The sequence below is a fragment of the Candidatus Symbiopectobacterium sp. NZEC135 genome (assembly GCF_025962695.1).
In genome coordinates, this window is record NZ_JAGFPF010000018.1 from 14,126 (window position 1) to 39,663 (window position 25,538).

Annotated in this window: 23 protein-coding genes and 1 other annotated feature; of the genes, 2 read left to right on the plus strand and 21 right to left on the minus strand. The window is 49.6% G+C overall.

From position 1 onward, the window contains the following. Window positions 1-2: 2 nt before the first annotated feature. The 7 genes from pheT to thrS all read right to left on the minus strand — a co-directional run bounded on the left by pheT (window position 3) and on the right by thrS (window position 6,974). Window positions 3-2,390 carry a phenylalanine--tRNA ligase subunit beta gene (gene pheT, locus J5224_RS11365; protein WP_264625487.1) on the minus strand — a complete coding sequence of 796 codons (2,388 nt, stop codon included), beginning with the start codon at window positions 2,388-2,390 and terminating at the stop codon, window positions 3-5. Between the two features lie 15 nt (window positions 2,391-2,405). Further along, window positions 2,406-3,389 carry a phenylalanine--tRNA ligase subunit alpha gene (pheS, locus tag J5224_RS11370; protein WP_264625488.1) on the minus strand — a complete coding sequence of 328 codons (984 nt, stop codon included), beginning with the start codon at window positions 3,387-3,389 and terminating at the stop codon, window positions 2,406-2,408. 55 nt (window positions 3,390-3,444) lie between these two features. Further along, window positions 3,445-3,569: a sequence feature (Phe leader region), on the minus strand. Next, a complete protein-coding gene (pheM, locus tag J5224_RS11375) occupies window positions 3,520-3,564 on the minus strand; it encodes a pheST operon leader peptide PheM (RefSeq protein WP_195313495.1) in 45 nt (14 codons plus the stop codon). (Overlaps the previous feature by 45 nt.) Window positions 3,570-3,805: 236 nt before the next feature. Further along, window positions 3,806-4,162, minus strand: a complete 357-nt coding sequence (gene rplT / locus J5224_RS11380; protein ID WP_009112987.1) for a 50S ribosomal protein L20 — start codon at window positions 4,160-4,162, stop codon at window positions 3,806-3,808. A gap of 42 nt (window positions 4,163-4,204) precedes the next feature. Next, the gene (gene rpmI / locus J5224_RS11385) at window positions 4,205-4,402 is read right to left on the minus strand and encodes a 50S ribosomal protein L35 (RefSeq protein WP_109054964.1); all 198 of its coding nucleotides are present in this window, start codon (window positions 4,400-4,402) and stop codon (window positions 4,205-4,207) included. A gap of 97 nt (window positions 4,403-4,499) precedes the next feature. Continuing rightward, window positions 4,500-5,042 carry a translation initiation factor IF-3 gene (gene infC, locus J5224_RS11390; protein ID WP_222161056.1) on the minus strand — a complete coding sequence of 181 codons (543 nt, stop codon included), beginning with the start codon at window positions 5,040-5,042 and terminating at the stop codon, window positions 4,500-4,502. A 3-nt stretch (window positions 5,043-5,045) separates the two neighbouring features. Further along, window positions 5,046-6,974 (minus strand): threonine--tRNA ligase, encoded by a 1,929-nt coding sequence (gene thrS / locus J5224_RS11395; protein ID WP_264625489.1) that lies wholly within the window; start codon window positions 6,972-6,974, stop codon window positions 5,046-5,048. A gap of 447 nt (window positions 6,975-7,421) precedes the next feature. Between thrS and J5224_RS11400 the strand changes: the two genes are divergently transcribed. Beyond that, complete coding sequence (locus J5224_RS11400) at window positions 7,422-7,856, plus strand: FMN-binding protein (RefSeq protein ID WP_264625490.1); 435 nt, start codon at window positions 7,422-7,424, stop codon at window positions 7,854-7,856. A 72-nt stretch (window positions 7,857-7,928) separates the two neighbouring features. On the opposite strand, the gene J5224_RS11405 is transcribed toward J5224_RS11400, so the two are convergent. The 13 genes from J5224_RS11405 to J5224_RS11465 all read right to left on the minus strand — a co-directional run bounded on the left by J5224_RS11405 (window position 7,929) and on the right by J5224_RS11465 (window position 23,856). Next, entirely contained in the window at window positions 7,929-9,311 is a 1,383-nt protein-coding gene (locus J5224_RS11405) for an amino acid permease (protein WP_264625491.1), read from the minus strand. A 113-nt stretch (window positions 9,312-9,424) separates the two neighbouring features. Beyond that, the gene (locus J5224_RS11410; RefSeq protein ID WP_413544668.1) at window positions 9,425-9,667 is read right to left on the minus strand and encodes a YebO family protein; all 243 of its coding nucleotides are present in this window, start codon (window positions 9,665-9,667) and stop codon (window positions 9,425-9,427) included. A gap of 110 nt (window positions 9,668-9,777) precedes the next feature. Next, on the minus strand, window positions 9,778-10,506 hold the full coding sequence (locus tag J5224_RS11415) for a GNAT family N-acetyltransferase (RefSeq protein ID WP_264625493.1): 729 nt from the start codon (window positions 10,504-10,506) through the stop codon (window positions 9,778-9,780). 81 nt (window positions 10,507-10,587) lie between these two features. Further along, window positions 10,588-11,379, minus strand: coding sequence for a DNA-binding transcriptional regulator KdgR (kdgR, locus tag J5224_RS11420; protein ID WP_264625494.1), 792 nt, complete (start codon window positions 11,377-11,379; stop codon window positions 10,588-10,590). 332 nt (window positions 11,380-11,711) lie between these two features. Continuing rightward, the gene (ogl, locus tag J5224_RS11425; RefSeq protein ID WP_264625495.1) at window positions 11,712-12,878 is read right to left on the minus strand and encodes an oligogalacturonate lyase; all 1,167 of its coding nucleotides are present in this window, start codon (window positions 12,876-12,878) and stop codon (window positions 11,712-11,714) included. Between the two features lie 301 nt (window positions 12,879-13,179). Further along, the gene (htpX, locus tag J5224_RS11430; protein ID WP_264625496.1) at window positions 13,180-14,061 is read right to left on the minus strand and encodes a protease HtpX; all 882 of its coding nucleotides are present in this window, start codon (window positions 14,059-14,061) and stop codon (window positions 13,180-13,182) included. 270 nt (window positions 14,062-14,331) lie between these two features. Then, window positions 14,332-15,558, minus strand: a complete 1,227-nt coding sequence (locus J5224_RS11435) for an OFA family MFS transporter (protein ID WP_264625497.1) — start codon at window positions 15,556-15,558, stop codon at window positions 14,332-14,334. A gap of 176 nt (window positions 15,559-15,734) precedes the next feature. Beyond that, entirely contained in the window at window positions 15,735-16,484 is a 750-nt protein-coding gene (locus J5224_RS11440; protein ID WP_264625498.1) for a LytR/AlgR family response regulator transcription factor, read from the minus strand. Next, the gene (locus J5224_RS11445) at window positions 16,481-18,208 is read right to left on the minus strand and encodes a sensor histidine kinase (RefSeq protein ID WP_264625499.1); all 1,728 of its coding nucleotides are present in this window, start codon (window positions 18,206-18,208) and stop codon (window positions 16,481-16,483) included. Before J5224_RS11445 ends, J5224_RS11440 begins: the two co-directional genes overlap by 4 nt. Window positions 18,209-18,326: 118 nt before the next feature. Beyond that, window positions 18,327-20,489, minus strand: coding sequence for a putative bifunctional diguanylate cyclase/phosphodiesterase (locus tag J5224_RS11450; RefSeq protein ID WP_264625500.1), 2,163 nt, complete (start codon window positions 20,487-20,489; stop codon window positions 18,327-18,329). A gap of 639 nt (window positions 20,490-21,128) precedes the next feature. Continuing rightward, complete coding sequence (locus J5224_RS11455) at window positions 21,129-21,386, minus strand: hypothetical protein (protein ID WP_264625501.1); 258 nt, start codon at window positions 21,384-21,386, stop codon at window positions 21,129-21,131. 254 nt (window positions 21,387-21,640) lie between these two features. After that, window positions 21,641-23,209 (minus strand): inositol phosphate phosphatase SopB, encoded by a 1,569-nt coding sequence (locus J5224_RS11460; RefSeq protein WP_264625502.1) that lies wholly within the window; start codon window positions 23,207-23,209, stop codon window positions 21,641-21,643. Window positions 23,210-23,649: 440 nt separating this feature from the next. Beyond that, window positions 23,650-23,856 (minus strand): DNA polymerase III subunit theta, encoded by a 207-nt coding sequence (locus tag J5224_RS11465; protein WP_264625503.1) that lies wholly within the window; start codon window positions 23,854-23,856, stop codon window positions 23,650-23,652. 215 nt (window positions 23,857-24,071) lie between these two features. Here J5224_RS11465 and J5224_RS11470 point away from each other — a divergent pair, with 215 nt between their 5' ends. After that, window positions 24,072-24,290: a KTSC domain-containing protein gene (locus J5224_RS11470; RefSeq protein ID WP_264625504.1), complete on the plus strand. Its 219-nt coding sequence runs from the start codon at window positions 24,072-24,074 to the stop codon at window positions 24,288-24,290. 121 nt (window positions 24,291-24,411) lie between these two features. Here the strand turns inward: J5224_RS11470 and J5224_RS11475 are convergent, their stop codons facing one another. Continuing rightward, window positions 24,412-25,215 carry a gluconate 5-dehydrogenase gene (locus tag J5224_RS11475; RefSeq protein WP_264625505.1) on the minus strand — a complete coding sequence of 268 codons (804 nt, stop codon included), beginning with the start codon at window positions 25,213-25,215 and terminating at the stop codon, window positions 24,412-24,414. Window positions 25,216-25,538: the final 323 nt, after the last annotated feature.

The window sequence follows — 25,538 nt, forward strand, 5'->3', positions numbered from 1 at the left end:
GTTCAATCCCTCAAGGATGCTTGGAATCGCTGTTTTAGTGCCTCTACGCATTGTGATACGGTAGCGGCAATATCCTCTTCTGCCAGTGTACGAGAGGTATCTTGCAATACCAGACTGATCGCCAGGCTCTTATACCCTTCTTCCACGCCCTTGCCTCGGTACACGTCAAACAAGTTTACGCCAACTAACTGATTTGCGCCAACTTTCTTACATTCTGACAAAACTTCGCCTGCCGAAACGTTTTCTGCTACCACAACCGCGATGTCGCGACGGTTCGACGGATAGCGAGAAATCTCGCGCGCATCAGGAACCACGCGGTCTGCGACCTTATTCCAGCTCAGTTCAAACACCACAGTGCGGCCATTCAGATCCAGTTTACGTTCCAGATCTGGATGAATTACGCCAATGAAACCAACCGCTTCACCTGCCAGATAAATCGCTGCGCTCTGGCCCGGGTGCAACGCCGGGTGTGATTCAGCTTTGAACTCAATTTCCGAAAGTTTACCCGTCAGTGACAGCAGCGCTTCCAAATCACCTTTAAGGTCATAGAAGTCAACCGTCTGACGCGCCAGATCCCAATGTTCATCATAGCGATTCCCGGTAATCACGCCAGCTAACATAACATCCTGACGAATACCGAGTTTATCCTGACTATCAGGAACGAATCTTAAACCGCTTTCAAAGAGACGCAGGCGGCTCTGCTGGCGGTTTTGGTTATACACCACCGCCCCGAGCAAACCGCTCCACAGCGACAGACGCATCGCTGACATGTCGGTGGAAATCGGGCTTGGCAGAATCAGCGCTTCTTCACCAGGATGAATCAGCGATTGCACTTTAGGATCGACAAAGCTGTAGGTGATCGCTTCCTGATAACCACGGTCAACCAGCAGCGTTTTCACGCGCTTGAGCGAAAGCGCTGCTTCACGGTGCGCTGTCATGGTTAACGGCGCATGGGTCGGGATATTGGGAATATTGTTGTAGCCGTACACACGGGCAACTTCTTCCACCAAATCTTCTTCGATCTCCATGTCAAAGCGCCAGCTCGGTGCTACCGCACTCCAGCCTGTGTCAGTGCGTGTCACGCTGCAACCAAGGCGAGTCAGGATATCGCTCACCTGTTCATCAGGGACGACATGCCCAATCAAACGGTCCAGTTTTTCTCTGCGCAGCGTAATGGTTGCACGGGCAGGTAAATGAGCGTCATTGGTCACATCAATCACCGGCCCAGCATCACCACCGCAAATACTCAGCAGCAGTTGGGTCGCACGTTCCATCGCTTTGTACTGTAACGCAGGATCGACACCGCGCTCGTAACGGTGCGAGGCATCGGTGTGCAAGCCGTGACGGCGGGCACGCCCGGTGATCGCCAGCGGATGGAAATAGGCACACTCAAGCAGCACATTACGAGTTTCACCGTTAACACCGGAGTGCTCACCGCCGAAAATACCGCCCATTGCCAGCGCGTTGTTGTGATCGGCAATCACCAAGGTGTCAGCATTCAACGTGGCTTTATTACCATCCAGCAGCGTCAGGGTTTCGCCTTCCTGCGCCAGACGCACCACAATACCGCCATTCAGGCGATCCAGATCGAAAGCGTGCATCGGCTGCCCCAGTTCCAGCAGCACGTAGTTGGTCACATCCACCACGGCATCGATAGAACGGATACCGCAACGACGCAGTTTTTCACGCATCCACAGCGGTGTTGCCGCCTTCACATCAATACCTTTGACCACACGCCCCAGATAGCGTGGGCAAGCGTCAGACGCTTCTACACGGATCGGGAAAGTATCGGAAATCGTTGCCGCGACCGGCGTAATGTCCGGCGCCGTCAGCGGCAGCTGATTCAGCACCGCAACATCACGGGCCACGCCAATGATACTCAAGCAGTCGGCGCGGTTAGGCGTCACGCTGATTTCGATAGCATTATCATCCAGCCCCAGATAGGCACGAATATCGGTACCGATCGGTGCATCCTGCGGCAGTTCAATAATACCGCTGTGATCTTCAGAAATGCCCAGTTCGGAGAACGAGCACAGCATCCCTTCAGAAGGTTCACCGCGCAGTTTGGCGGCCTTGATTTTGAAATCGCCCGGCAGCACGGCACCGATGGTTGCAACAGCAACGCGCAGCCCCTGACGGCAGTTGGGCGCGCCACACACGATATCCAGCAGACGCTCACCGCCTACGTTAACTTTGGTGACACGCAACTTATCGGCATTGGGATGCTGGCCGCATTCAACAACTTCGCCTACCACCACACCATGAAACGCCCCTGCAACTGCCTCAACGCCATCCACTTCCAGGCCGGCCATGGTAATCTGTTCTGACAGTTCGTCACTGCTGATCGCCGGGTTAACCCACTCGCGCAGCCAATGTTCACTGAATTTCATAATACTGTACCCGCCTTACTTAAACTGTTTGAGGAAGCGAAGATCGTTTTCGAAGAATGCGCGTAAATCGGTTACGCCATAGCGCAACATGGTCAAACGCTCCATCCCCATACCAAACGCGAAACCGGAGTACACTTCCGGATCGATGCCAACGTTACGCAATACGTTAGGGTGCACCATGCCGCAGCCCAGCACTTCAAGCCATTTGCCATTTTTACCCATCACATCCACTTCGGCGGACGGTTCAGTAAACGGGAAATAGGACGGACGGAAACGTACCTGCAAATCTTCTTCGAAGAAGTTACGCAGGAAATCGTGCAGCGTGCCTTTCAGGTTGGTAAAGCTGATGTTTTTATCCACGATCAGCCCTTCCATTTGATGGAACATCGGCGTGTGGGTTTGGTCGTAGTCGTTACGATAGACGCGGCCTGGCGCAATAATGCGGATTGGCGGCTGCTGTTTTTCCATGGTGCGAATTTGCACTCCGGAGGTTTGGGTGCGCAGCAAACGCGTAGCATCAAACCAGAAGGTGTCATGATCGGCGCGCGCGGGGTGGTGCCCCGGAATATTCAACGCATCGAAGTTGTAATAGGCATCTTCGATTTCCGGCCCGGTAGCCACCGAGAAACCCAATTCACCGAAGAAGGTTTCGATACGATCGATAGTGCGCGTGACCGGATGTAACCCACCGTTTTCCATGGTGCGACCCGGCAGGGAAACATCGATGGTTTCTTCTGCCAGACGGGCGTTCAGCACCGCCGATTCCAATGTGTGTTTGCGGACGTTCAGCGCATCTTGCACATCCTGCTTCGCTTGGTTGATAACCGCACCCGCCGCAGGACGTTCGTCTGCGGGCAAATCGCGTAGCGATGTCATTTGCAGGGTCAAATGCCCTTTTTTGCCCAGGTATTCGACACGCACATTATCCAGCGTCGCAATATCCTGAGCCGCGTCTATGGCTGTTCTGGCATTCGCTACCAGCTCTGCGAGATGTGGCATTGCATTCCTCTTCTTCTGCCTGTATGGCCAGTTATCATGATTAGAACCAAACGCAAACAAAAAAGCCTCCCGGCGGGAGGCTTCAAGCGCTATTTTTCGTTTCTTTTCTTACGCGCAAAGCCTCCTGAGATCAGGTGCTAAAGTAAAAAAAGAAACGGAAAATAGCAGTAGTCATACTTGCGTTACCTTAATGTCAATACGCTTGCGCGTCACCAGTGTCGATGTTTATCGCCAATATTATTACCGGCGGACACGTTCAGAGTAAAATGTTACTACAAACAATACTGTCTTATTGGAAATCGGCGTGAATCAAAAGTCAATCACAACCGTTATGGATATCGCTCAATGTGCCATCAAGGACACACTGATATATCCTAAAACGAAAAGAGGGAGCAAAGCTCCCTCTTTCCACTGGCTTACGCCAGGGCTGCTTTCGCTTTTTCAACCAGTGCAGAGAATGCCACTTTGTCGAATACGGCGATATCAGCCAAGATCTTACGGTCGATTTCAACAGAGGCTTTTTTCAGGCCGTTGATGAATTTGCTGTAAGACAAGCCATTTTGGCGAGCTGCTGCATTGATACGTGCAATCCACAGTTGGCGGAATTGACGTTTACGTTGACGACGGTCGCGGTAAGCGTACTGACCAGCTTTGATTACTGCCTGGAAGGCAACACGATAAACGCGCGAACGGGCACCGTAGTAACCTTTCGCTTGTTTCAGAATTTTCTTGTGACGTGCACGAGCAACCACACCACGTTTTACGCGAGCCATATGCTCTCTCCTAAAGTCTTATTCTTGATTCAAAAAGGTTACTTATGCGTACGGCAGACATGCGACAACCAGGCCCAGATCTCCTTTGGAGACCATACCCTTCGGACGCAGATGACGTTTACGTTTAGTCGCTTTTTTGGTCAGAATATGACGCAGGTTAGCATGCTTACGCTTAAAACCACCTTTGGCGGTCTTTTTAAAGCGTTTAGCGGCGCCACGTACTGTTTTGATCTTTGGCATGTTAATTTCCACTTCGCATTGTTGATATAATGAATCAGCTAAGGCGAACAAAACCCGCGCGATGCGGACACCGCACGGGTTCTATTACTTGAATGCCTTACTGTTTCTTCTTCGGTGCGAGCACCATGATCATCTGGCGGCCTTCGATCTTCGTAGGGAAGGATTCGACCACTGCCAGTTCACTCAGATCGTCACGAACGCGGTTAAGCACTTCGATACCAATCTGTTGGTGCGCCATTTCACGTCCGCGAAAACGCAGGGTGATTTTGGCCTTGTCACCGTCTTCCAGAAAGCGAATCAGGTTGCGTAGTTTGACCTGATAGTCGCCATCATCGGTACCAGGACGGAATTTGATTTCCTTAACCTGGATAACTTTTTGCTTCTTCTTCTGTTCCTTGGTGGCCTTACTCTTCTCGTAGAGGAACTTGCCGTAATCCATGATTCGGCAAACCGGCGGCTCGGCGTTAGGACTGATTTCAACTAAATCAACACCTGCTTCCTCGGCTTTCTCTAACGCTTCATTCAGACTGACAATGCCAATCTGCTCGCCATCGACGCCTGTTAGACGTACCTCTTGCGCGCGAATTTCTCTATTGATGCGATTAGGACGCGCCGGTTGAACTCGTTTTCCGCCTTTTATACCTTATTCCTCCAACTGATGAAGACTACGGCTGCGAATTTCTTGTTGCAGCTGCTTGATCACTTCGTTAACGTCGATGCTTCCCAAATCCTTGCCGCGACGGGTGCGAACGGCCACTTTGCCCGCTTCCACCTCTTTATCACCGCAAACAAGCATATAGGGAACACGTCGTAAAGTGTGCTCGCGGATTTTAAAGCCTATTTTCTCATTTCTCAAGTCCGCTTTTACACGAATACCTGCATCTTGCAGTTTTCGCGTCAATTCACTGACATATTCGGACTGTCCATCGGTGATATTCATCACCACAGCTTGCACCGGCGCCAACCAGGTTGGAAAGAATCCAGCGAACTCCTCGGTAAGAATGCCGATAAAGCGCTCCATAGATCCCAATATCGCGCGGTGAATCATCACCGGCACCTGACGCTCGTTGCTTTCGCCGACATAAGAGGCGTTTAAACGGCCCGGCAGTGAAAAGTCGAGCTGCACCGTACCACATTGCCAGGCGCGATCCAAACAATCGTGCAAAGTAAATTCAATTTTCGGACCATAGAACGCCCCTTCACCCGGCTGATAATCAAACGGAATCCCGTTTTCTGTCAGTGCAGCCGCTAAATCGTGCTCAGCGCGATCCCACATCTCATCGCTACCGATGCGCTTTTCAGGGCGGGTGGAGAGCTTAACGACGATTTTTTCAAAGCCGAAGGTGCTGTACATGTCGTACACCATCTTGATACAGCTATTCACTTCTGCACGAACCTGTTCCTCGGTACAGAAGATATGGGCGTCATCCTGCGTAAACCCACGCACGCGCATCAATCCGTGCAAGGAGCCTGACGGTTCGTTACGGTGGCAACTGCCGAATTCGGCCATACGCAGCGGCAAATCGCGGTACGATTTCAACCCCTGATTAAAAATCTGCACATGCCCTGGGCAGTTCATCGGCTTGATGCAATATTCCCGGTTCTCTGAAGAGGTCGTGAACATGGCTTCTTTATAGTTTTCCCAGTGGCCGGTTTTTTCCCACAGCACGCGGTCCATCATAAAGGGACCTTTCACTTCCTGATACTGGTACTCTTTGAGCTTCATACGCACAAAGGCTTCCAGTTCACGGAATACCGTCCAGCCATCGTTGTGCCAGAACACCATGCCCGGCGCTTCTTCCTGCATATGATACAGGTCGAGCTGTTTACCAATTTTACGGTGATCGCGTTTTGCGGCTTCTTCCAGACGCTGCAAATAGGCACCCAGCTGTTTTTTGTCTGCCCAAGCCGTGCCGTAGATACGCTGCAACATTTTGTTTTTGCTGTCGCCGCGCCAGTAAGCACCCGAGATTTTCTGCAATTTGAAATGATGGCAGAAACGCATATTGGGCACGTGCGGACCACGGCACATGTCGATGTATTCTTCGTGATGATACAGACCAGGACGATCGTCGTGGCTGATGTTTTCATCCAGAATGGCGACCTTATAGGTCTCGCCACGCGCAGCGAACACATCACGCGCTTCCTGCCAACTGACCTTTTTCTTGATAACGTCGTAATCTTTGTCGGCCAGTTCATGCATGCGCTTTTCGAGCAGATCGATATCTTCCTGCGTCAGCGTGCGATCTAGATCAACGTCATAGTAAAAACCATTATCGATGACCGGGCCGATCGCCATTTTGGTATCCGGCCACAGTTGCTTGATGGCGTGTCCCAACAGATGCGCACAAGAGTGGCGCAGAATCTCCAGCCCCTCTTGATCCTTGGCGGTAATAATCGCCAATTGTGCATCGGCGTCGATCAGGTCGCTGGCATCCACCAGTTCACCGTTAACGCGGCCCGCGATACAGGCTTTCGCCAGACCCGGACCAATATCCAGTGCCACATCAAAAGGAGAAACGGCACGATCGTATTGACGCTGACTTCCATCAGGAAGCGTAATAACAGGCATTCTAGTTCCCTTATTCACAGTGGTGACCCACACGAAAGATCACGTGCGAAAATGAATTCATTTAGTTTTCAAAACATTGTGTAACCATCTAACCAACCGTCGTTAAATTGGTACACCTGGCACAAAATCAAAATCCCACGAGGTGTGGGATAGGTGACGAACTTTATGCTACCACCATTAGCAGGGATGAACCAGTCACTTGCCGCGTCCGCTAGCACGTGGAATATCCGCATTTTTCCCGCCTATCGCTACCCATTTGTCTTACCGATCACAAATAACCACACAATTATCATGGCAATAACCTCGTTTTGTTAAGCAGAACACTTTATTTAACTAAAGTCAGCGGTACGCTTCCGCTACTATTGGTGCCTGAAATTGGCCCCAACAGACAGATTACTTTATACATTTACGCACAAATACATTGATAAAAATACCGAGGATGAAACCATGAAAATGAAGTTCATACCCCTTGTTGTGGCAAGCCTTTTCGCTGTGGGTGTTCACGCTGCCGATGGAGCCATCAAAGACGGGACATACCGCGCTGAAACCGTTAATTTCGATGATAAAGGGTGGAAACCGTTTATCGAAGTGACTTACAAAAACGGGAAAATTGCCGCCGTGAAATTTGACTACAACAGTCAAAAAGACGGTCATCTGAAAACCACAGATGTGGAATACAATAAGAAGATGAAGGCAGCAAGCGGCACTAATCCTAACGAGTATACGGTCAAACTGGCTCAGGGATTGGTAGAGAAGCAAAATCCTGAAGGTGTGGATGGCGTGACCGGTGCCACGCACTCCAGCGAAGATTTCATCGTGCTGGCAAATGCAGCGGTTGCCAATGCGAAAGCAGGCAAGACAGACGTAGCAAAAGTCGAATAATACCTCACTGCATTTCATCGCCGGTATCAACATAATGACCCCGGCGATGAGGCGAAAATCCGCTTAGTCCCGCTATTCTTTCACGCCATGCGCCAGCATTTCTGCCGCCTTACGACGCTGAGACAGGTAAAAGCCCAACCAGATAACGCCCACCCAAACCGGGATTAACAGTACAGAAATTCGGATACCCGGTGTCATGAGCATGATGACCAGAATGGCGGCAAGGAAAAGCAAGCACAGGTAGTTGCCATAAGGGTAGAAAATCGCCTTGAAATGGGTCACTACGCCGCGCTGATCCATCGCACGACGAAAACGCAGATGCGCCACACAAATCATGATCCAGTTAATCACCAGCGTTGATACCACCAGCGCCATTAGAAGCTCAAACGCCTTGCCGGGCATCACATAGTTAATCAGCACCCCCACCGAGGTCGCCAGCGCAGAAAGCGCAATGGACCGAACCGGTACACCGCGCCCATTGACGCGAGATAACCAACGCGGCGCATTCCCCTGCATCGCGAGGCCAAACAACATGCGGCTGTTGCAATAGACCCCACTGTTGTATACCGACAACGCAGCAGTCAATACCACCAGATTCAACACATTGGCGATGGCGTTACTGTCCAGCGCATGGAAAATCATCACAAACGGGCTACCGCCACTTACCACGTTCTGCCACGGGTAGAGCGACAGCAGAATGCCGAGCGAGCCAATATAAAAGATCAGAATGCGGTAAACGACCTGATTAGTCGCTTGCGGGATGGAGCGCTTTGGATCGGCTGCCTCAGCAGCAGTGATTCCGACCAGTTCCAATCCACCGAAAGAGAACATGATCACCGCCATCGCCATCACCAGGCTATTGATACCGTGCGGGAAAAAGCCGCCATGCTGCCACAGGTTGCGTACCGTCGCCTGCGCGCCACCCTGCCCGCTGAGTAATAACCAGGCACCAAACCCGATCATACCAAGGATTGCCAGGACTTTGATGATGGCGAACCAAAATTCGGTTTCACCATACACCTTTACGTTTACCAGGTTGATGGCATTAATCAGGACAAAAAATACCGCCGCCGATACCCACGTGGGCACATCAGGCCACCAATATTGAATATAGATTCCAACAGCAGTGAGTTCAGCCATGCCCACCAGGATAAACATGGCCCAGTAGTTCCAACCAGCGAGAAAACCGGCAAAGCTGCCCCAATATTTATAAGCAAAGTGGCTGAACGACCCAGCAACCGGCTCTTCAACCACCATTTCGCCCAACTGGCGCATGATCAGGAAAGCAATAATGCCCGCGACACCATACCCCAACAGCACGGAAGGCCCCGCCATCTGTATGGTCTGCGATATCCCTAAAAACAGCCCCGTCCCTATCGCACCGCCTAAGGCGATTAATTGAATATGGCGATTCTTCAATCCCCGTTTTAACTCCAGCTCACTCTCTACCGCCATGTTGTATTCACTTTTCCATTTGCTGTTTTGATTATTGTACGCACGCCGTCAGGTTGCTGGCGTGCGTTATGTAGAAGCAATGCAGACGAGCGCCCAAGCCATTGCAATCAGTCTTAACGTTCGGGAATCACGTTGAATGCATCAAATTCTGGCGTGGGTTCAGCCGATGGGACCAACACGGCTTCAGGCTCAGACGGCGTGATAGCCGCAGTGGCAGGCGCTAGCGATTGGAGCAACGCGGTTTGAAGACGTTGCTGTTCCAAAATGTCTTGCAGCAGGCGGATCTTTTCATTGGCACGGACACTGGCGCGATTGACAAAAAACCATATCAGCGCGGCAAACAGCACCATCAACATGATAAAAACAATCTGTAAAATATTCACAACAACCCCAACTCATACTCTCAACCCAAGCATATCCAGGTCATACTATCACTTCGTAGCCGCCCACGACTATTACATCCTGCTCATGAACTGCCTTTCAGCCGAGACTGCCTGATGGCAGCGAGCGATTGGATCTGTTTTCCTTCAGTATCAAAGTTACCCTGTGCCAGCCAATCGCGAAAATCCAGCTTGCGTTGTGACCATTCGGTATCCAGCAGGGAGAACCAGGCGGTATCACGCGTACGCCCTTTATAAACAATAGCCTGACGGAAAATGCCCTCAAAGGTAAAACCCAAGCGCAGGGCGGCACGGCGCGACGGGGCATTCAGGCTATCGCACTTCCACTCATAGCGACGATAGTGCAGTTGTTCGAAGACATAGCCCATCAGCAAAAAATGCGCTTCTGTCGCAAGTGGCGTGCGTTTTAACGCTGAAGAAAAAACGACAGAACCGACTTCGATAACGCCATTGCTCACATCAACGCGCATCAAAGAAAACGTGCCTACCGCATTATCGGTACGTGTGTCGATAACCACATAGCACTGGCTATCCTGCTGCTGTTCTGTCGCGGTCAGATAAGCACGGTACTCCTCTTTGTCACGAAACGGGCCGACAAACAGATAGGTCCAATCGCGTCCATCTGGCGCAGCGGCGTATGCCGTATAGAGCGCATCGAGGTGCTGTTCCACACGTAATGGTTCAACCCGACAAAAACGCCCGGTGAGCGTAATACGCCCTGGGAACGCACGCGCTGACCATAAAGGAAGCGCTTCGCCGACAGGCTGCCCATAGCGGTTCACATGCTCTGCCATTATTCTCATCCTCCAGATGTTAAAAAACCCACCGTCAGGCAGGTTTTTTGGAAAGCAATCGTTTGTTCAGCGAAAGACGGTTCAGAACGGATAGTCGTGATAGCCCATCTGCTCGGAAATATTTTTTGCTGCGTGATGCAACATGGCAACATATTCGTGCATGCTCTCTTCTGCAAAGCGAATGGTGGGGAATGAAATACTCAACCCGGCAATCACCACGCCGAAACGGTCAAAGACGGGCACAGCGATGCAGCGCAAGCCTTCTTCCTGTTCTTCCTTATCTTCCCCATACCCTTGCACACGTACGGTATCAAGCAAAGGCAACAGCTCCTCAGCGCTACCTACCGTATGCGGCGTGCTACGAGTAAATTCCACTTTGCTCAGAATTTCAACCACTTCGTCACGATCGCGCCATCCCAGCAACACTTTACCAATGGCGGTACTGTGCAGCGGGTTACGACGACCAATGCGAGAATACATACGCAGGTTGTACATGGAATCGATCTTGTGAATATAAACGATACCATCTTCATCCAACGCACCGAGGTGGATAGTTTCTTTCGTCAGCGCGGACAATTCGCGCATCTGAATATCAGCACTACGAATCAAATCTACGTTTTGCAACGCCTTGGCGCCCAGTTCGAACAACTTAAGCGTTAACGAATACTTCTCGGATTCGCCTTCTTGCGCGACATATCCCAAGGACTTCATCGTTTGCAAAAAACGGTACACTGTACTTTTAGACATCATGACGCGCTGGGAGAGTTCCGTAATACCGATCTCTCTTTCCTCACCTAATGCCTGCAAAATACCAAAAACTTTCAAGACGGACGACACGGAATCGGGCTGTTTATCTAAATCTGCAATAGCCATTTTTTTGGGTACCCTACTCAGTTTTTTTTGTTTTAAAAAAAATAGAACGATGGTTTTAGTATAAAGGGAACACGCTGATTATGGCAATGAAACAATAACGATAATCAAGGGACTTGCTTATTATTAAAGTTATTATACCCGTTACACTTCGCGCTACGCTGGCGTTAGCGACACTCACTGACCCGAATCACTTATCTCTCGAAGCTTATCGGACCTCGCTCGCTGACAACCTTACTGCAACACGAAATATTCAGGGCTTATTCTATTCGTCACCGAGTTCACCGTGACGAATAGAAGAAACCCCATTCCGTTGCCGGGATGGGGTTTTGGGTTTACTTCCAAACTGAATCAGGTACGGCGGCAAGATACAGGGCTGGTTTGCCATCCACATCCGAGGTAAACAGGATGCGTTTATTGTCCGGCGTAAAGGAGGGATGCGGGTGCGTGACCTGGCGATCGCCTTCCAACACTTTCCACGAGGTGTTGTGCTGTGCAACGCGGTGCTCTTTGCCGGTTTGCAGATTAAACACATACAGGAACGGATCGTTTTCGATTTTGTAACCACCGTCATCTTGTACATCGACCGGTGCATCGGAACCGTCACCCACCAGGAGCGTGCCGTCATAGTTACTCATCAGGTGAGAACATGGCGGCATAACGCGCAGTTGCGTATCTTCCAGCGTAACCGGGTTGATGCTGCGGATATAACGATTGGTGTCATCTTTCAGATAAGACACATAGATCATGGCAGATCCATCCGGCACCCAGAATTCGTGCGTGCAGCTCTCACCTTCCGCATGCTCTTTGACTTTACGCATGTTGCTGCCGTCTTCGTTGATAAACCACATACGGGCATCAACCAGGTCATGTGGACCTTCATGACAGAACGCGACGGTGTTGTCATCGCCAGGACGATAGATCGGGTGACCCAGCCAGCGTTTTTCTTGCAGAATAGTCTGCGCTTCGCCGGTTTTCAGATCGATACGGATCAGGCGGCAGCACGGATTGGTGAAATAGAACTCCTGGAATTTTTTCCAGTCGGTCAGCGGCTGCCAATCTTCTTTCTTGATTTCGATCCCCACCATCTTGGTGCAATCGGAGTTGGCAACCCAAGTACCGTAACCTACCCACTCATCCGGTACTTGATAAATTGTGGTTTCTTCCAACGTGTTCAGATCGACACGCATCAGGTTACGGGTGTTTTTCACATAATACAGTGCATCGTCTTCAGGGGACATGAAACCACCAAAGGTGTTGTCGCCCTTGCCTTCCGTCAGCTGTGTCGCTTCCTGCGTGTTCAGATCCAGCAGGTAGTAGTTCCAAGGGCCATCAAACGCGCCGCCGAACAACAGTTTGCTTCCATCATTGGAGAAGCACTTCTGGTAGAAATAGTTGCGATGGCAAATAACATCGGGAGGCGTTAAACGCACCACTTCGGTGCCGGTTGCTGCGTCTTGATAGGTATGAAACGAGAGGGGAATCTTTTTGCCTTTGGCCATCGTAAATCCTTAGAACATATCGAAAAGAATACGGCTAGCACCAGCAGTTGACACAAGTCTTGCGACTTACCGTCACCCTGATGCGATAGATCTGTAATACCAGCATTATAGAAACAATGTTTCATTTTTCCGTGATCACGGTTTTATTTTATGAAACATTCTCCTGATTTTCATCCCCTGTTTTCCCTGTAAAAAAGGAATTTATGCTATCAAGACAGAGGTATAGAGGATAACACGTTATTGCAGACAGGGAGCCCGTAATGGACTCCCTGTTGTGGAATGGTTTGTTTTTGCGGAAGTTTTATTTCAGATAAGCGCCGCTACGCAGCGCTTCAATACGCTTATCCAACGGCGGGTGCGACATAAATAACTCACTGAAAGATTTTGATTTGCCGTTGATGCAAAATGCCATCATGCTGCCTTCTTCCTGCGGCTCGTAGCTGGTTTTCAAACGCTGCAATGCGGCTATCATCTTCTCACGGCCCACCAGTTTCGCCGATCCCGCATCGGCATGGAACTCGCGGTAGCGAGAGAACCACATGGTAATGATGCTGGCCAGAATACCAAACACCAGTTCCAGCACCGTTGCCACGGCAAAATAGACCAGCGGGTTACCGTTGCTGCTTTCACCCTCGTCGCGGTTGCCAGAAAGGAAACCGGATGCCACCTGAGCGATCAGGCGCGAGATGAAGATAACAAAGGTATTCACAATGCCTTGAATCAGCGTCATGGTGACCATATCACCGTTCGCCACGTGGCTGATTTCGTGGGCAATGACTGCCTCGGCTTCATCACGGCTCATGTTTTGCAGCAAACCGGTGCTCACCGCCACCAACGATGCATCACGCCGTGCCCCCGTCGCAAAGGCGTTAATATCGGGTGCGTGATAAATAGCGACCTGCGGCATCGCAATGCCTGCCTGCTGCGATTGAACCCGCACGGTTTCAAGCAACCAACGCTCGGTTTCATTACGCGGTTGTTCGATCACTTCACCGCCCACCGAGCGTAGCGCCATCCATTTGGACATCAGCAGTGAAACGAACGCACCACCAAAGCCAAACAGGCCAGCCATGATCATAAGCCCCTGGACACTGCTGGACCGAATTCCCGTCAGGCTGAGAACCAGCCCGAATACCAACATCACCGCCAGGTTGGTGATCAGGAAAAGCGCAATACGCATCATAACAGTCTGATTTCCTCTCTTAAGGGATTAACATCACTCACAACACGATGGTATGGGTTATCACGCCGTTTTCAAGCATTCTTAATCTTCCTATGACTAAAACGACATAACTTTACATTTTGCAATAACCTAGCCCGTAGCGACACGCACACAACCGTTCGGTCTGTCATCGCACCGGAATCATACCCGTGAACCCGCGCCATAAAAAAGCCCCCGGGTAAAACCCAGGGGCTCTGCATAATAAGGTATTTATGCCGTTAGTACAGCGTATTATCCGCGGGCATGCGCCACTGTCGCAGGCATATCGGGTTGCGTGCGGATATGCTTGGGCGGTTTGATCCACAGCGCAATCAGCAGTGACAGCGCTGACAGTACCGCGATCGCAATAAAGGTAGCATGAAAACCGCCCAGTCGTGCCGCAATGAAAGAGCCGGACAATGCACCGATACCAAATCCCTGATAAATGACACCATAGTTTTTACTGTGATGTTTCAGACCGAAGAAGTCGCCGACAATGGCCGGGAACACGGTGATATTGCCGCCAAAACTGAAAGCAATGGCGCTGACACAGATGAAAAACAGCACGGGCGACAATGGCAGGAAGGCCATAATCGTCACTGCCAGTGCAGTAACCAGCAGCGTTCCGCTAACAACGCGCAGGCGGCCGACTTTATCTGACATCGCTCCCAGCACAATACGCCCTACCGTGTTGAAAATAGCGATGGCTGACACGGCGTTTGCCGCCATTTGCCTGTCCATACCCGCCATTTCCACGCCGATGTCTTTTACCACGCCAATCAGGTACAAGCCGCTCATGCACGCCGTAAAGAAAATCACAAACAGCAGATAGGCTTCTTTGGTTCCCAACATTTCACCCAAGGTAAAATCCCGCGTACCGTAAGTAATTGCCGTTTTTCCATTAGCCGCCTGCGTTGGCGGCTCTTTCAGCAAGGTGCTACCCAGTCCAATCATGACCATCGCCATCAGCCCCCAGTAGAAAAAGGCATGAGATGCCCCCACTTCTGCGATCAGAAAGCTGTTGATGTATTTAAATACCAGGCTTCCTGTACCAAATGCCCCGACAGAAACACCGGCAATCAGCCCTTTGCGTTCAGGGAACCATTTGATCAGGTTGGACAGCGTGGTGATATACGCGGTGCCATCGGCAAAGCCAACCACAACGCCCATCAGCAAGTACATCCCCATCAAGGAGGTCACCCCTGAGCTGGCCATTAATCCCAGGCCCAGAACGATACCAGCGCATAGCGTTAAACGCCGAATGCCAATACGCTCCTGCAATTTGCCGGCAAACAGCGTTGCAAACGCCAAGCTGAAACTGGTGATGGAAAACGTCGTTGCCACGGCGCTGAGCGACCATCCGTAAATATCGACCAGCGGTTGGTTAAACAGACTCCAGGTGTAAATAGTCCCCAGCCCCATTTGCGCGATGATCGTACCCAGTACGATCTGGATGCGACGTGTTGGTTTGGCATTCATAGGCCGACCTCTTAGTAAAACGGTTCCCGGAGGGAACATCAAAGAAGGTAAGCAAAATGGGCTATGGTACCGGCACCGTAGACCACCCGCTTACGTGTTGCGGCCAGTCTACAAGGGGCGTGACGTGAAAAGATCGCATCAGGAATGAGATGCCATCAGAACGGAATGAAATGCCGTTACAGGCGCATCAATGCACGAAAGGTCTTTACCTTACTGCGGCTCACGGGCACTTCAAATTCCAACTCGTGCAACCGCAGAATATACGTGTTATTGAACCAGGGAACGATTTCGCGAATTTTCGTCAGGTTGACGCAGTAAGAACGGTGGCAGCGAAAAAACACCGCTTCCGGTAATCGGCTACAAAACTCGGTGATGTTCATTGGCATAATAAAGGTTTCACGCCGGGTATAGACCAACGTCACTTTTTCCTGCGCAGCGGCATAATAGATTTGATTGATGTCAGTGACGATAATGCGCTCATCTTTCATCAAGTTGATGGTGTGTTGGCCAATGCGCGAAGTATTCGCGGCGCTGTTATTTTCCGGCACAGGGCCGGATTGCCGTAACTGCCAGGCATTTTCCAACTTTTGCAGCATGGTGACGATACGCGCCTCATGATACGGTTTGAGAATATAGTCAAACGCATCCACTTCAAAGGCTTCAACCGCGTGTTCCTTATACGCCGTGATAAAAATAATGTACGGCTTTTGCGCAAACTTGCTGATATTTTGCGCGAGGAATACCCCATTGAGCGATGGAATGTTGATATCAAGAAAGATGGCGTCAACGTCGTTTTGTTGCAGGTATTTAAGCACATCCATGCCGTCGTCAAACGTCGCCACAATCTCAATGTCGCTGTGCTGGCGAATCAGATAATTAAGTTCTTCCTGCGCCAGGAACTCATCTTCAACAATAATGGCTTTCACCGCTTATCTCCTGCGACCAGCGTGGACATCACATTATTTTCCGGCACCCTACCCGCAGCGTCAGCCGCACGAGGGATATAAAAGACAATTTCCGTACCCGGTTCCAATCGACGAATGTGCAGGCCATCGCCATAAAGCAATCGCACACGGTGATGCACATTAAGCAGACCGATTTTATTACCGGGTACTTCATTGCGCGCCACACGCTCAATCGTTTGCTGATCGATACCATGCCCGGTGTCAGTGACAGCCACGCGCAATCGATCTCCCAGATCTTTTACCGCTATCACTACGGTGCCCTTGCCACGGCAGGGCTGAATACCGTGCACAATGGCATTCTCCACCAGAGGCTGAATCAACAGGCTAGGAATTTGATAGGCCAGATCGTCATCAATGTCGTAAATCACCGTGAGCTTGGCGCCAAAACGCGCCTGCTCAATGGCAATATAATCACGAATCTGGTACAGCTCTTTTTTCACATCAATCAACGCGTCATCGTTCAACTCAAGGTTGTAGCGCAGATAGCGTGACAAATTGATCACCAGCTGACGCGCGGTATCGGGATTAATACGGATCGACGATGAAATAGCATTCAACGCATTAAAGAGAAAATGGGGGTTAATTTTACTCTGCAAGGCTCTCAGTTCAGCCTTATTAGCCATATCACGCAGTTGCTCGGTGCGAGAAACTTCAATTTGGGTTGACATCAGTTGCGACAAACCGACGGCCATCACCTGCAATGAGTAAGTAATTCTGTGGGCATGGCAATAATAGATTTTTAGCGTCCCCGTCACCTGTCCATGCTCGAGTAACGGAATGACAATCATCGAATGGATTTCTGGCGTCAGGTGCTGTTCATCATTATTTTTAATGATGATTTTGCCATCGTGAATCACCTGCTGCGTCATAGGACTAATAATGTCATGACCAATGTTGTATTTTTCTTCCCCGACGCCAACATAGGCCAGAATATGCTGTGTATTCGTCATGGCAACCGCATCGGCATTGATTTCGGTGCGAATAATACGACAGATCGCAGCCAGTGAATGACTGTTGATATTACGGAAATAGGGTAGCGTTTTATGGGCGATATCCAACGCCAGTTTCGCTTGTCGCGCGGCGATCACCTCTTTTTCATTCGCCACACTCTGCACCAGCAACACAATCAGCCCGATACAAACAGATCCAGCAATCATCGGCACCGCAATCTTGGACACGATATCCAATCCCAGCGCGGTAGGCGTTGCCCAAAGCACCACGAGCAGCATCGTCAGCGACTCACACATCATGCCGCCCAAAATACCGATGCTCCACTGTTTCTCTTTCTTCACCTTGCGATTGATATAGCCCGCCGTCATTCCCGCGATAATACTGGTAATCAGACACGGAACGGAGGTAATACCGTTGATATCGATCAGATAGCGGTGCACACCGGCAATGGTGCCGGTCGCGATACCCACCCAAGGGCCAAACAGAATGCCGCCCGACATCACGGCAATCACCCTGACATTGACCAGAGAGCCTTCAACGTTGATGCCCGAATAGGTGCCAAATAGCGCAAACAGGGAAAAGATAGCGGTGACCGCTGCACGTTCGCGTAACGAGTGATCTTCTTTTTGCAGTAATTGACGAAATTGTCGGGTTCGCGTTAAAAAAAACAGGCAGATCAGCATTAACGCAGCGCGCTCGAACACCGCCAGTAACATTTCGAAGATTTCGTGCACAACTCATCCCACATCAAACGCAGCACAAGTCCACCACTATAGAAAAAATGTGATCTATATTCCATTTTTTGTTTGTAAGTGGTGGACTCAATAACGGATAGGAACTGGGTTAGCGGGATTAAGAAGCCATCTGTGCGCGTAACTGCTGAGTGAAATCGTCTGCCATCATGGGATGACCAAACAGGTACCCCTGCGCCTCTTCGCAGCCTTTATTGCGCAAGCGCTCACATTGCTCCATGGTCTCCACGCCTTCAGCAATGACGTTAAGGCCAAAACTTTTGCCCAGATAAAGAATAGCGCGCACGATTGCCGCATCCGGCGGCGAATCGCACATGGCGCGCACAAAGGTTTGATCTATTTTAAGCCGGGTTACCGGATAATTTTTCAACATGCTCAACGACGCGTAGCCCGTACCATAATCATCAAAAGCAATACCAATCCCCGCATCCCGCAGCACTTTCAGCGGCTGCAACATGTTTTCGTCATAGCGCAAGATGATGTTTTCTGTAATTTCCAACTCCAGCGAACCCGCATTAAGCCCGGTGCGCGCCAGCACCTGTTCGATCTTTTGCGCCAGAGTGCCCGAACGGAACTGGGCGCTGAATAAATTAATACTGATACGAAAATTTTTGGTTCCTGCGTTACACCACTCCGCCGCTTGACGACAGGCCGTTTCAACCACCCAGTCACCGATACGTTCAGCCCAAGGGCCACGTTCCAACGCCGCCAAAAACGCGCCGGGTCCCAGCAACCCTTTTTGCGGATGGCGCCAGCGTAATAATGCTTCGGCACCGATAATTTCATTGGTGATCAAATTGACTTGAGGTTGATAGAAAACCTCAAATTCACTCTGTTCGTAGGCGCGGATAAACTCCAATTGAAATGCATGCTTGGCTTGAAAGATCTCACGCATTTCACGCGTGAAAAAGCGGTGGCAGTTGCGCCCCTCCGCTTTCGCCTGATAGAGCGCTAAATCGGCGCTGGTCAGCAAATCCTGCGCAGTAATACCATGCATAGGATAAAGCACTGTGCCTACGCTGGCGCTGATGTTGATCTGGTGTTCTTCCACGATCATCGCCTGCGATATTTCCTGGATAATGCGCTCCGCTGTCTCAGCGGCGAGTTTGTAATCGCTTACGCCGGGCAGCAATACCGCAAATTCGTCGCCGCCCATCCGCGCCACGAGATCCCCTGCACGGACGCTAGATTGTATCTTCTTCGCGACGCTGACCAGTATTTCATCACCCCGAGCGTGCCCAAGGCTGTCGTTCACATCTTTGAATCCGTCCAGATCGACCATCATGACACAAATGGCAGGTTCATCTTTCAACGCCTGCTCCAAACTGGAGGTCAACAGCGTTCGGTTTGCTAACCCTGTTAGCGGATCCATGTGCGCTAACAAAAACAAGCGTTCTTCGTTGCGTCGCCGCTCGGTGATATCACGCAAAATGGCCCCGTAGCTCACGGTAAAGTCATCTGCCCACATGGAAACAGAAAGTTCTACCGGAATCAGGGCACCGCTACGGCTTTGAACGTTCAGCTCAACGGTGACACCTTTGATGAGGGCTTCCTTGTCACTCACCACGGCGTTGAATTTTTCGATAAACGCCTTGGGAACAATCGTATCAATGTTATTGCCAGTAATTTGCGCACGAGAATATTCGAGCATTTTCTCCGCTGACGCATTCCAAAATGTGATAATTCCCTTATCATTCACACAGATAATTGAGTCTGGTGAGGTGTTGGCAATATTCTCAAAGCGAACCTGACTGGCGTTTCGCGCCAATTCAAGTCGCCGCATTTCCAGTCTGTCCATTACCAGTGCGGCTAAATCCTGCATGTTATGTTCATCTCGGGCGCTCAGCGTACGCCGGGGTTTAAGGTCAATGATGCATAATGTCCCAATAGCATAACCTGATAGCGTGCGTAACGGTATCCCCGCATAGAAACGGATATGGGGCGTGCCGACAACCATGGGATTATCTTTAAAGCGCGCATCAAGCCTGGCATCGGGAATGACCATGATCTTGCGCCGCAAAATAGCATGCGCACAGAAAGAGGCTTCACGCGACGTTTCGCACACCGATATCCCCAAACCGGCAGCCAGTAACTGACGTTGTTCTTCGATCAAAGACACCAGCACGATGGGGACGTTAAACACATTCGCCGCTAAATTAAGCAAATTATTCAAGCCGGGATCGCAAAGACCATGGTCGATGCCGTATTCGCTCAGGGCAGCCAAGCGTTTTGCCTCATCTTTTGGTCTTGGTGCCTGGCTCATACAATGCCCTCTACGCTACCGATGTTCATAACGTTAAGATAATGATGCCGTGCCTGGATTACAGGTGCAGATGAATGACGTACGTCCAACGCACAAGGATACGGGGAATCCTGCAACGTCCAGTGTTCAAGCCACGCTCTACTCACTGGTCACCCGGCCCGTCCTTACACTTTTATTGCCGAAACCTTGTCTTCAAGCGTAGCAGAAATGCGTAAAAACCTGTTCAAGCGTTAATAATATGGCTGCTTTTTGTTTGCTTGGGTACATCAGGCATTAAAATTAAGGAATATTGCATGTCCTTGGCAACATTGGTAACCATGGGGCGTGATTATCATCACAGCACGACCTGTGACTCAAGGTATTGGTCTTACCTTTGCCGAGGAAATAGCGCTATTGCCGCGGCATGGAGAGGGCGCTTAAGAATATAAGCGGATGTGAATGTGGGCTGGGTGAGATAGCTGCATTGCGGTGTAACCAACACTGTAATAATACAATCAACGCCAAACATCATCACCGACAGTAAATAGCACACAATCTATTTCTTAGGCGCTACATCACTATCAGCGTTAACCGATATATTGCGCCATAAATAGAAGATATTCGCTATTTTATTTATCTCATCCCTGAGTAACGCCACTATTATGCGGGGAAATAGCTAATAGAATGCTCTGGCGTATCATTCTTTGCATTAATGGTTAAGTTCCACTCACCAGTATAAGGTACGGTAAAATAGACCTCATCTTCAGCACTAATGCTAATACTGTTGTTTTGCACCACCTCCGGTGTGGTATGCAATTCCGGTGTAGAATCGCTCATATGAATATCAAACGTATTAGAACACCGTACAATTACCGTATCACCACCAAACAGGCTAAGGCATGTGCGAATAACCGACATATTTCCTCCGCAGCATAACGTAACGTTATACCTTACTCGAATCAGTTTATATTAATGAGGCTATTTCCCAGACGACGGGATTTTCATAACACCAAAAAGTGGGTTCGTCGATTGTGATTTAGATCAAGGTTTATTCACGTTTTTACAGTCGGTCGAACCCATTAAAATGGCACACAAAACACCTTATAAATAGCAATGTTATTGTTATTTATTTGACGCATTTAAACTACATCAGCGCAACATCTTTGGCGTTACTACACAAACTCAGATAATCCTCGGGCATTATTAAAGGCATACTCGTCCCCGATTCTTTGACGCGTGGACAATGTCAGAAATTTTGGCAATGATTTGGCCACCTTATTCCCCGGCGCGCCAGTGTTATACTGTTGCACCTCTTTATTACCACCATGCAGCAAAATGGTCTGTAACAACTGTTGTTCCGCATTGTCCAGAGAACTTCCCGGTAGACTGACATTCACGGTTTGTTTCATCACGCCAGTGTCATGTTGATGCATTTTCACTGTTTCACGTTTAATTTCCGCATCCAGCATGCCAGTTCGGTCTTTACCACTCTTGCAGTTCCAACAAGGCATCGCACCAATTTCATTGGCGAGCAGGGCAACACGCAAAGCTGCTTTATAGGGTTCACCACCATCACGATGATGCGTTTTATTGGCCCAAATGGCTTTTAACTGCTGACTTAGCGTTCGAACTTTTTGTGCATTTTCTGCCGTCGGATGTTGTGATAAATAATCGCCCACCCACCCGTTTGGTGGCGCAGTTACGCTTAAATCATCGCCAAGCAGCGTTTTCATCGCCACTTCGTTATAACCATCTGCCTGTTTCCACCCGATATTGCCTATGAGCGCAAATTCGTTGACACCGAAGTTAAATGCCGCAACGTTCAGATTTACCGAGGCGTGATAAATATTGCCCTGAGCATCCCTTAACGGAACTTGTAACGGCTGCTGTTGACTCAATAGCGCCCATGCCTGCATCTGGTCATCCATCATTTCTTTTTCAGCCCCGCGCCCTCCGGTAACCAATGATGTTGATGCCAGATTCAGCGCCACCGTTTTCCCTTGCTCAGCGTCACGCAGCAACTCAGGGCGAGCAAACAGCGCGGCAGTCACCACTTCCATAGCACGCGTTTGCGCACCGAAAAAGCGCGCATCCGAATTTTTTGCCAATCCAAAAGGAGACAAGATGCCGTGGCGGATCCCGGTAAACAGCCTTTGTATTGTCCCTTTTTCACCGAGGGCACTGAATTCTGATAGCCATAAATTCGTGGCATGGGCGGCTTCTTGCGAGGAAGAGGAAGCGATCCCTTTGTCATTGTAGCGAGTGTGAAAAACCCCATTTTCCCCCTGCTTCATCTGCCCGGCAGGCGTGAGCGTACACTGGTAGTGCACATTGTTATGTTGAAAACGCGTATCGATCGTTTCCCATTTCTGAGCATTGAGCACCTCACGTAAACCCGCCGCAAAGGCTTGCTTGGCCTGCGCTTTTGCTTCTGTTGCAGAAAATCCTTGATTGATAAACGCTCTCGTCAGTCCGTCTATCAATAGCGGCTTTATGGTTTTCGCTTCCTGCAAATCCTGTTTGCTAAGCGCTCTGTTTTCCGCGTGCCGTTTCTGATGCGTTTGATCCAGTAATGACGAGGGATCGCGGCCCAATGCTAACATTGCACTGGTGGCAGCGCTGATAAAATGCCCTTCTAAGACGCTCAACGTTTCTGTCGTGCGGGAGGACGCGTCTATTTCACGTTGACGTTTAACATCAGAGCGCTTTGCTGCCTGATACTGTTTAACACGTTGCGCCACGGTGCCTGTAAAAATTTTTTTCTTATCAGCCGCGATGAACAATGTCGGCCTATCATCGATTTGCACCGCGGATTTTAGATGATTCGCCCACAACGTTCTGTTATCGGCGGTTATCGCCCCCTCCCTTTTAGCACTACTATTCAGATGATTATTAACGTGATACTTCTGTTGCCTGATGCCAAAAAAACCATTAACGCCCATAAAATAACGCCTCCGCTTATTGAGCGGTAACGTTACTGACCCCTAATACGATTAACTATTATTAAACGCCCAATTCAATGATGATAGCGATCACACGCTGATGAGGGTGATAACGTCTATGTTGCGGAAGGGTAGCTTACTGACAAACCACGAACGACTTCATCCCTGAATGGTATTTCCTTAGCAAAGAGAGCGATGTAAGACATGAAGGAAAGCAGAGTGCCGCTGCAATCCTCACATCACTCAACCAGCGTCTGCGCTTTATAGATGCTCCGGTAATGCTCTAACCGAGTCTCAAAATAGGCTCTTTTTTCCGGTGGGATTTTCTGAGCAATTGTTTCAGCACATATTTCGCGCTTCTGGCTTTCCATAAAGGCGACTGTCGATGCAGCAAAATCTGCATACTTGTCACTGTATTCGAGAATCATCTTTTCAAAATTAATCATACCAACAGATCCTCCCTAGTGATCAGCACCATGCTGTATTAAAAATATACAACACCCTATGAAAAACACGTTGTAAGCAACACAGAAAAACATTGCGATAGATCACAAAGTAAGCAGTCAATTTTCCTATCACGCGATATGCAGGTAACGCTGGATGCCACGTTCCTAAATGCCGTATAGTTTGTCTTTGCTGACAGGTATAGAGGACATACGTGGTGTTGCGGCATTCAGTCACATCCTCCAGGATTCGTGCGATCGGTTACGATCCCGATAAACGCATATTGGAAATCGCCTTTCATAACGGTGAGATTTATCAGTACCTAGATGTTCCGGAAAGAATTTATAAAAAATACATTTCCGATGCCGTGGTTTCGAAAGGCCGGTTTTTCGATGGAGTGATAAAAGGGAAATTCTTATGCCGCCGAATGGCCTAGTGGGGCCCTAGGCATTTTTTCAGTGACAGACAGTCTGAGTAACAAAAAGGCAAACGGGAGCTAAGCTCCCGTTTGTTGGTTAACGCTGTTGCTCACCAAGCAAAAACCTGGTGAACGACAATTACGGCTGCTTACCGATGTAAGCCAGGATGCCGCCGTCAACGTACAGAATGTGACCGTTCACGAAATCAGACGCGTTGGACGCCAGGAATACAGCAGGCCCCTTCAGATCGTCGGTAGTACCCCAACGTGCAGCAGGTGTTTTTGCAATGATGAACTGGTCAAACGGATGACGAGAGCCATCAGCCTGAATTTCACGCAGCGGTGCAGTTTGCGGCGTAGCGATGTAGCCCGGGCCAATACCGTTACATTGAATGTTGGCTTCACCAAATTCAGAACAGATATTTTTGGTCAGCATTTTCAGGCCGCCTTTTGCCGCAGCATATCCCGCGACAGTTTCACGACCCAGTTCACTCATCATGGAACAGATGTTGATGATTTTACCGTGACCTTTTTTGATCATGGACGGCAAAACGGCCTTGGAAACAATGAAAGGCGCGTTCAAGTCAACATCGATCACTTTACGGAAATCAGACACTTCCATTTCAAGCATCGGAGTGCGTTGAATGATACCGGCATTGTTGACCAGAATATCAATCACACCCACTTCTTCTTCGATTTTCTTAACCGTCGCGTTTACCGCAACTTCATCTGTTACGTCAAAGACATAACCGTGCGCTTTCAGACCAGCGTCTTTATAAGCGGCCAGGCCTTTTTCGATTGCATCTTGTTTGATATCGTTAAAAACGATTGTCGCCCCAGCTTCGCCCAATGCGCTGGCAATGGCAAAACCAATACCGTAAGAGGCCCCTGTGACCAGAGCCACTTTACCTTCAAGAGAAAACTGCTGCTGATAATTACTCATTTAACCATTCCCATATCGATTTAGCGAAGAGATTAAGAGCGATATGATTCACATCATCGCATCTCTGTAATCGCCCCTTCATACTTCCGTCATCTGATACCGATCAACCAGAAGCGCGGCGCTTACTGTGAGGCTACTGCGTTAGAACAACGTAATCATATCCAGTCCTAGAGTCATAAAATACCACACGCACCACAAAAACGAAACATTGTTTCATTTTAGAAGCAACGATATTTTGTGAAAAAGCTATGGAGATCAAATTTTCTAGCGCGTTGTTCCACATGACTGCCCCCTCACCCGATTACGCTACCTGACCTTGCAAA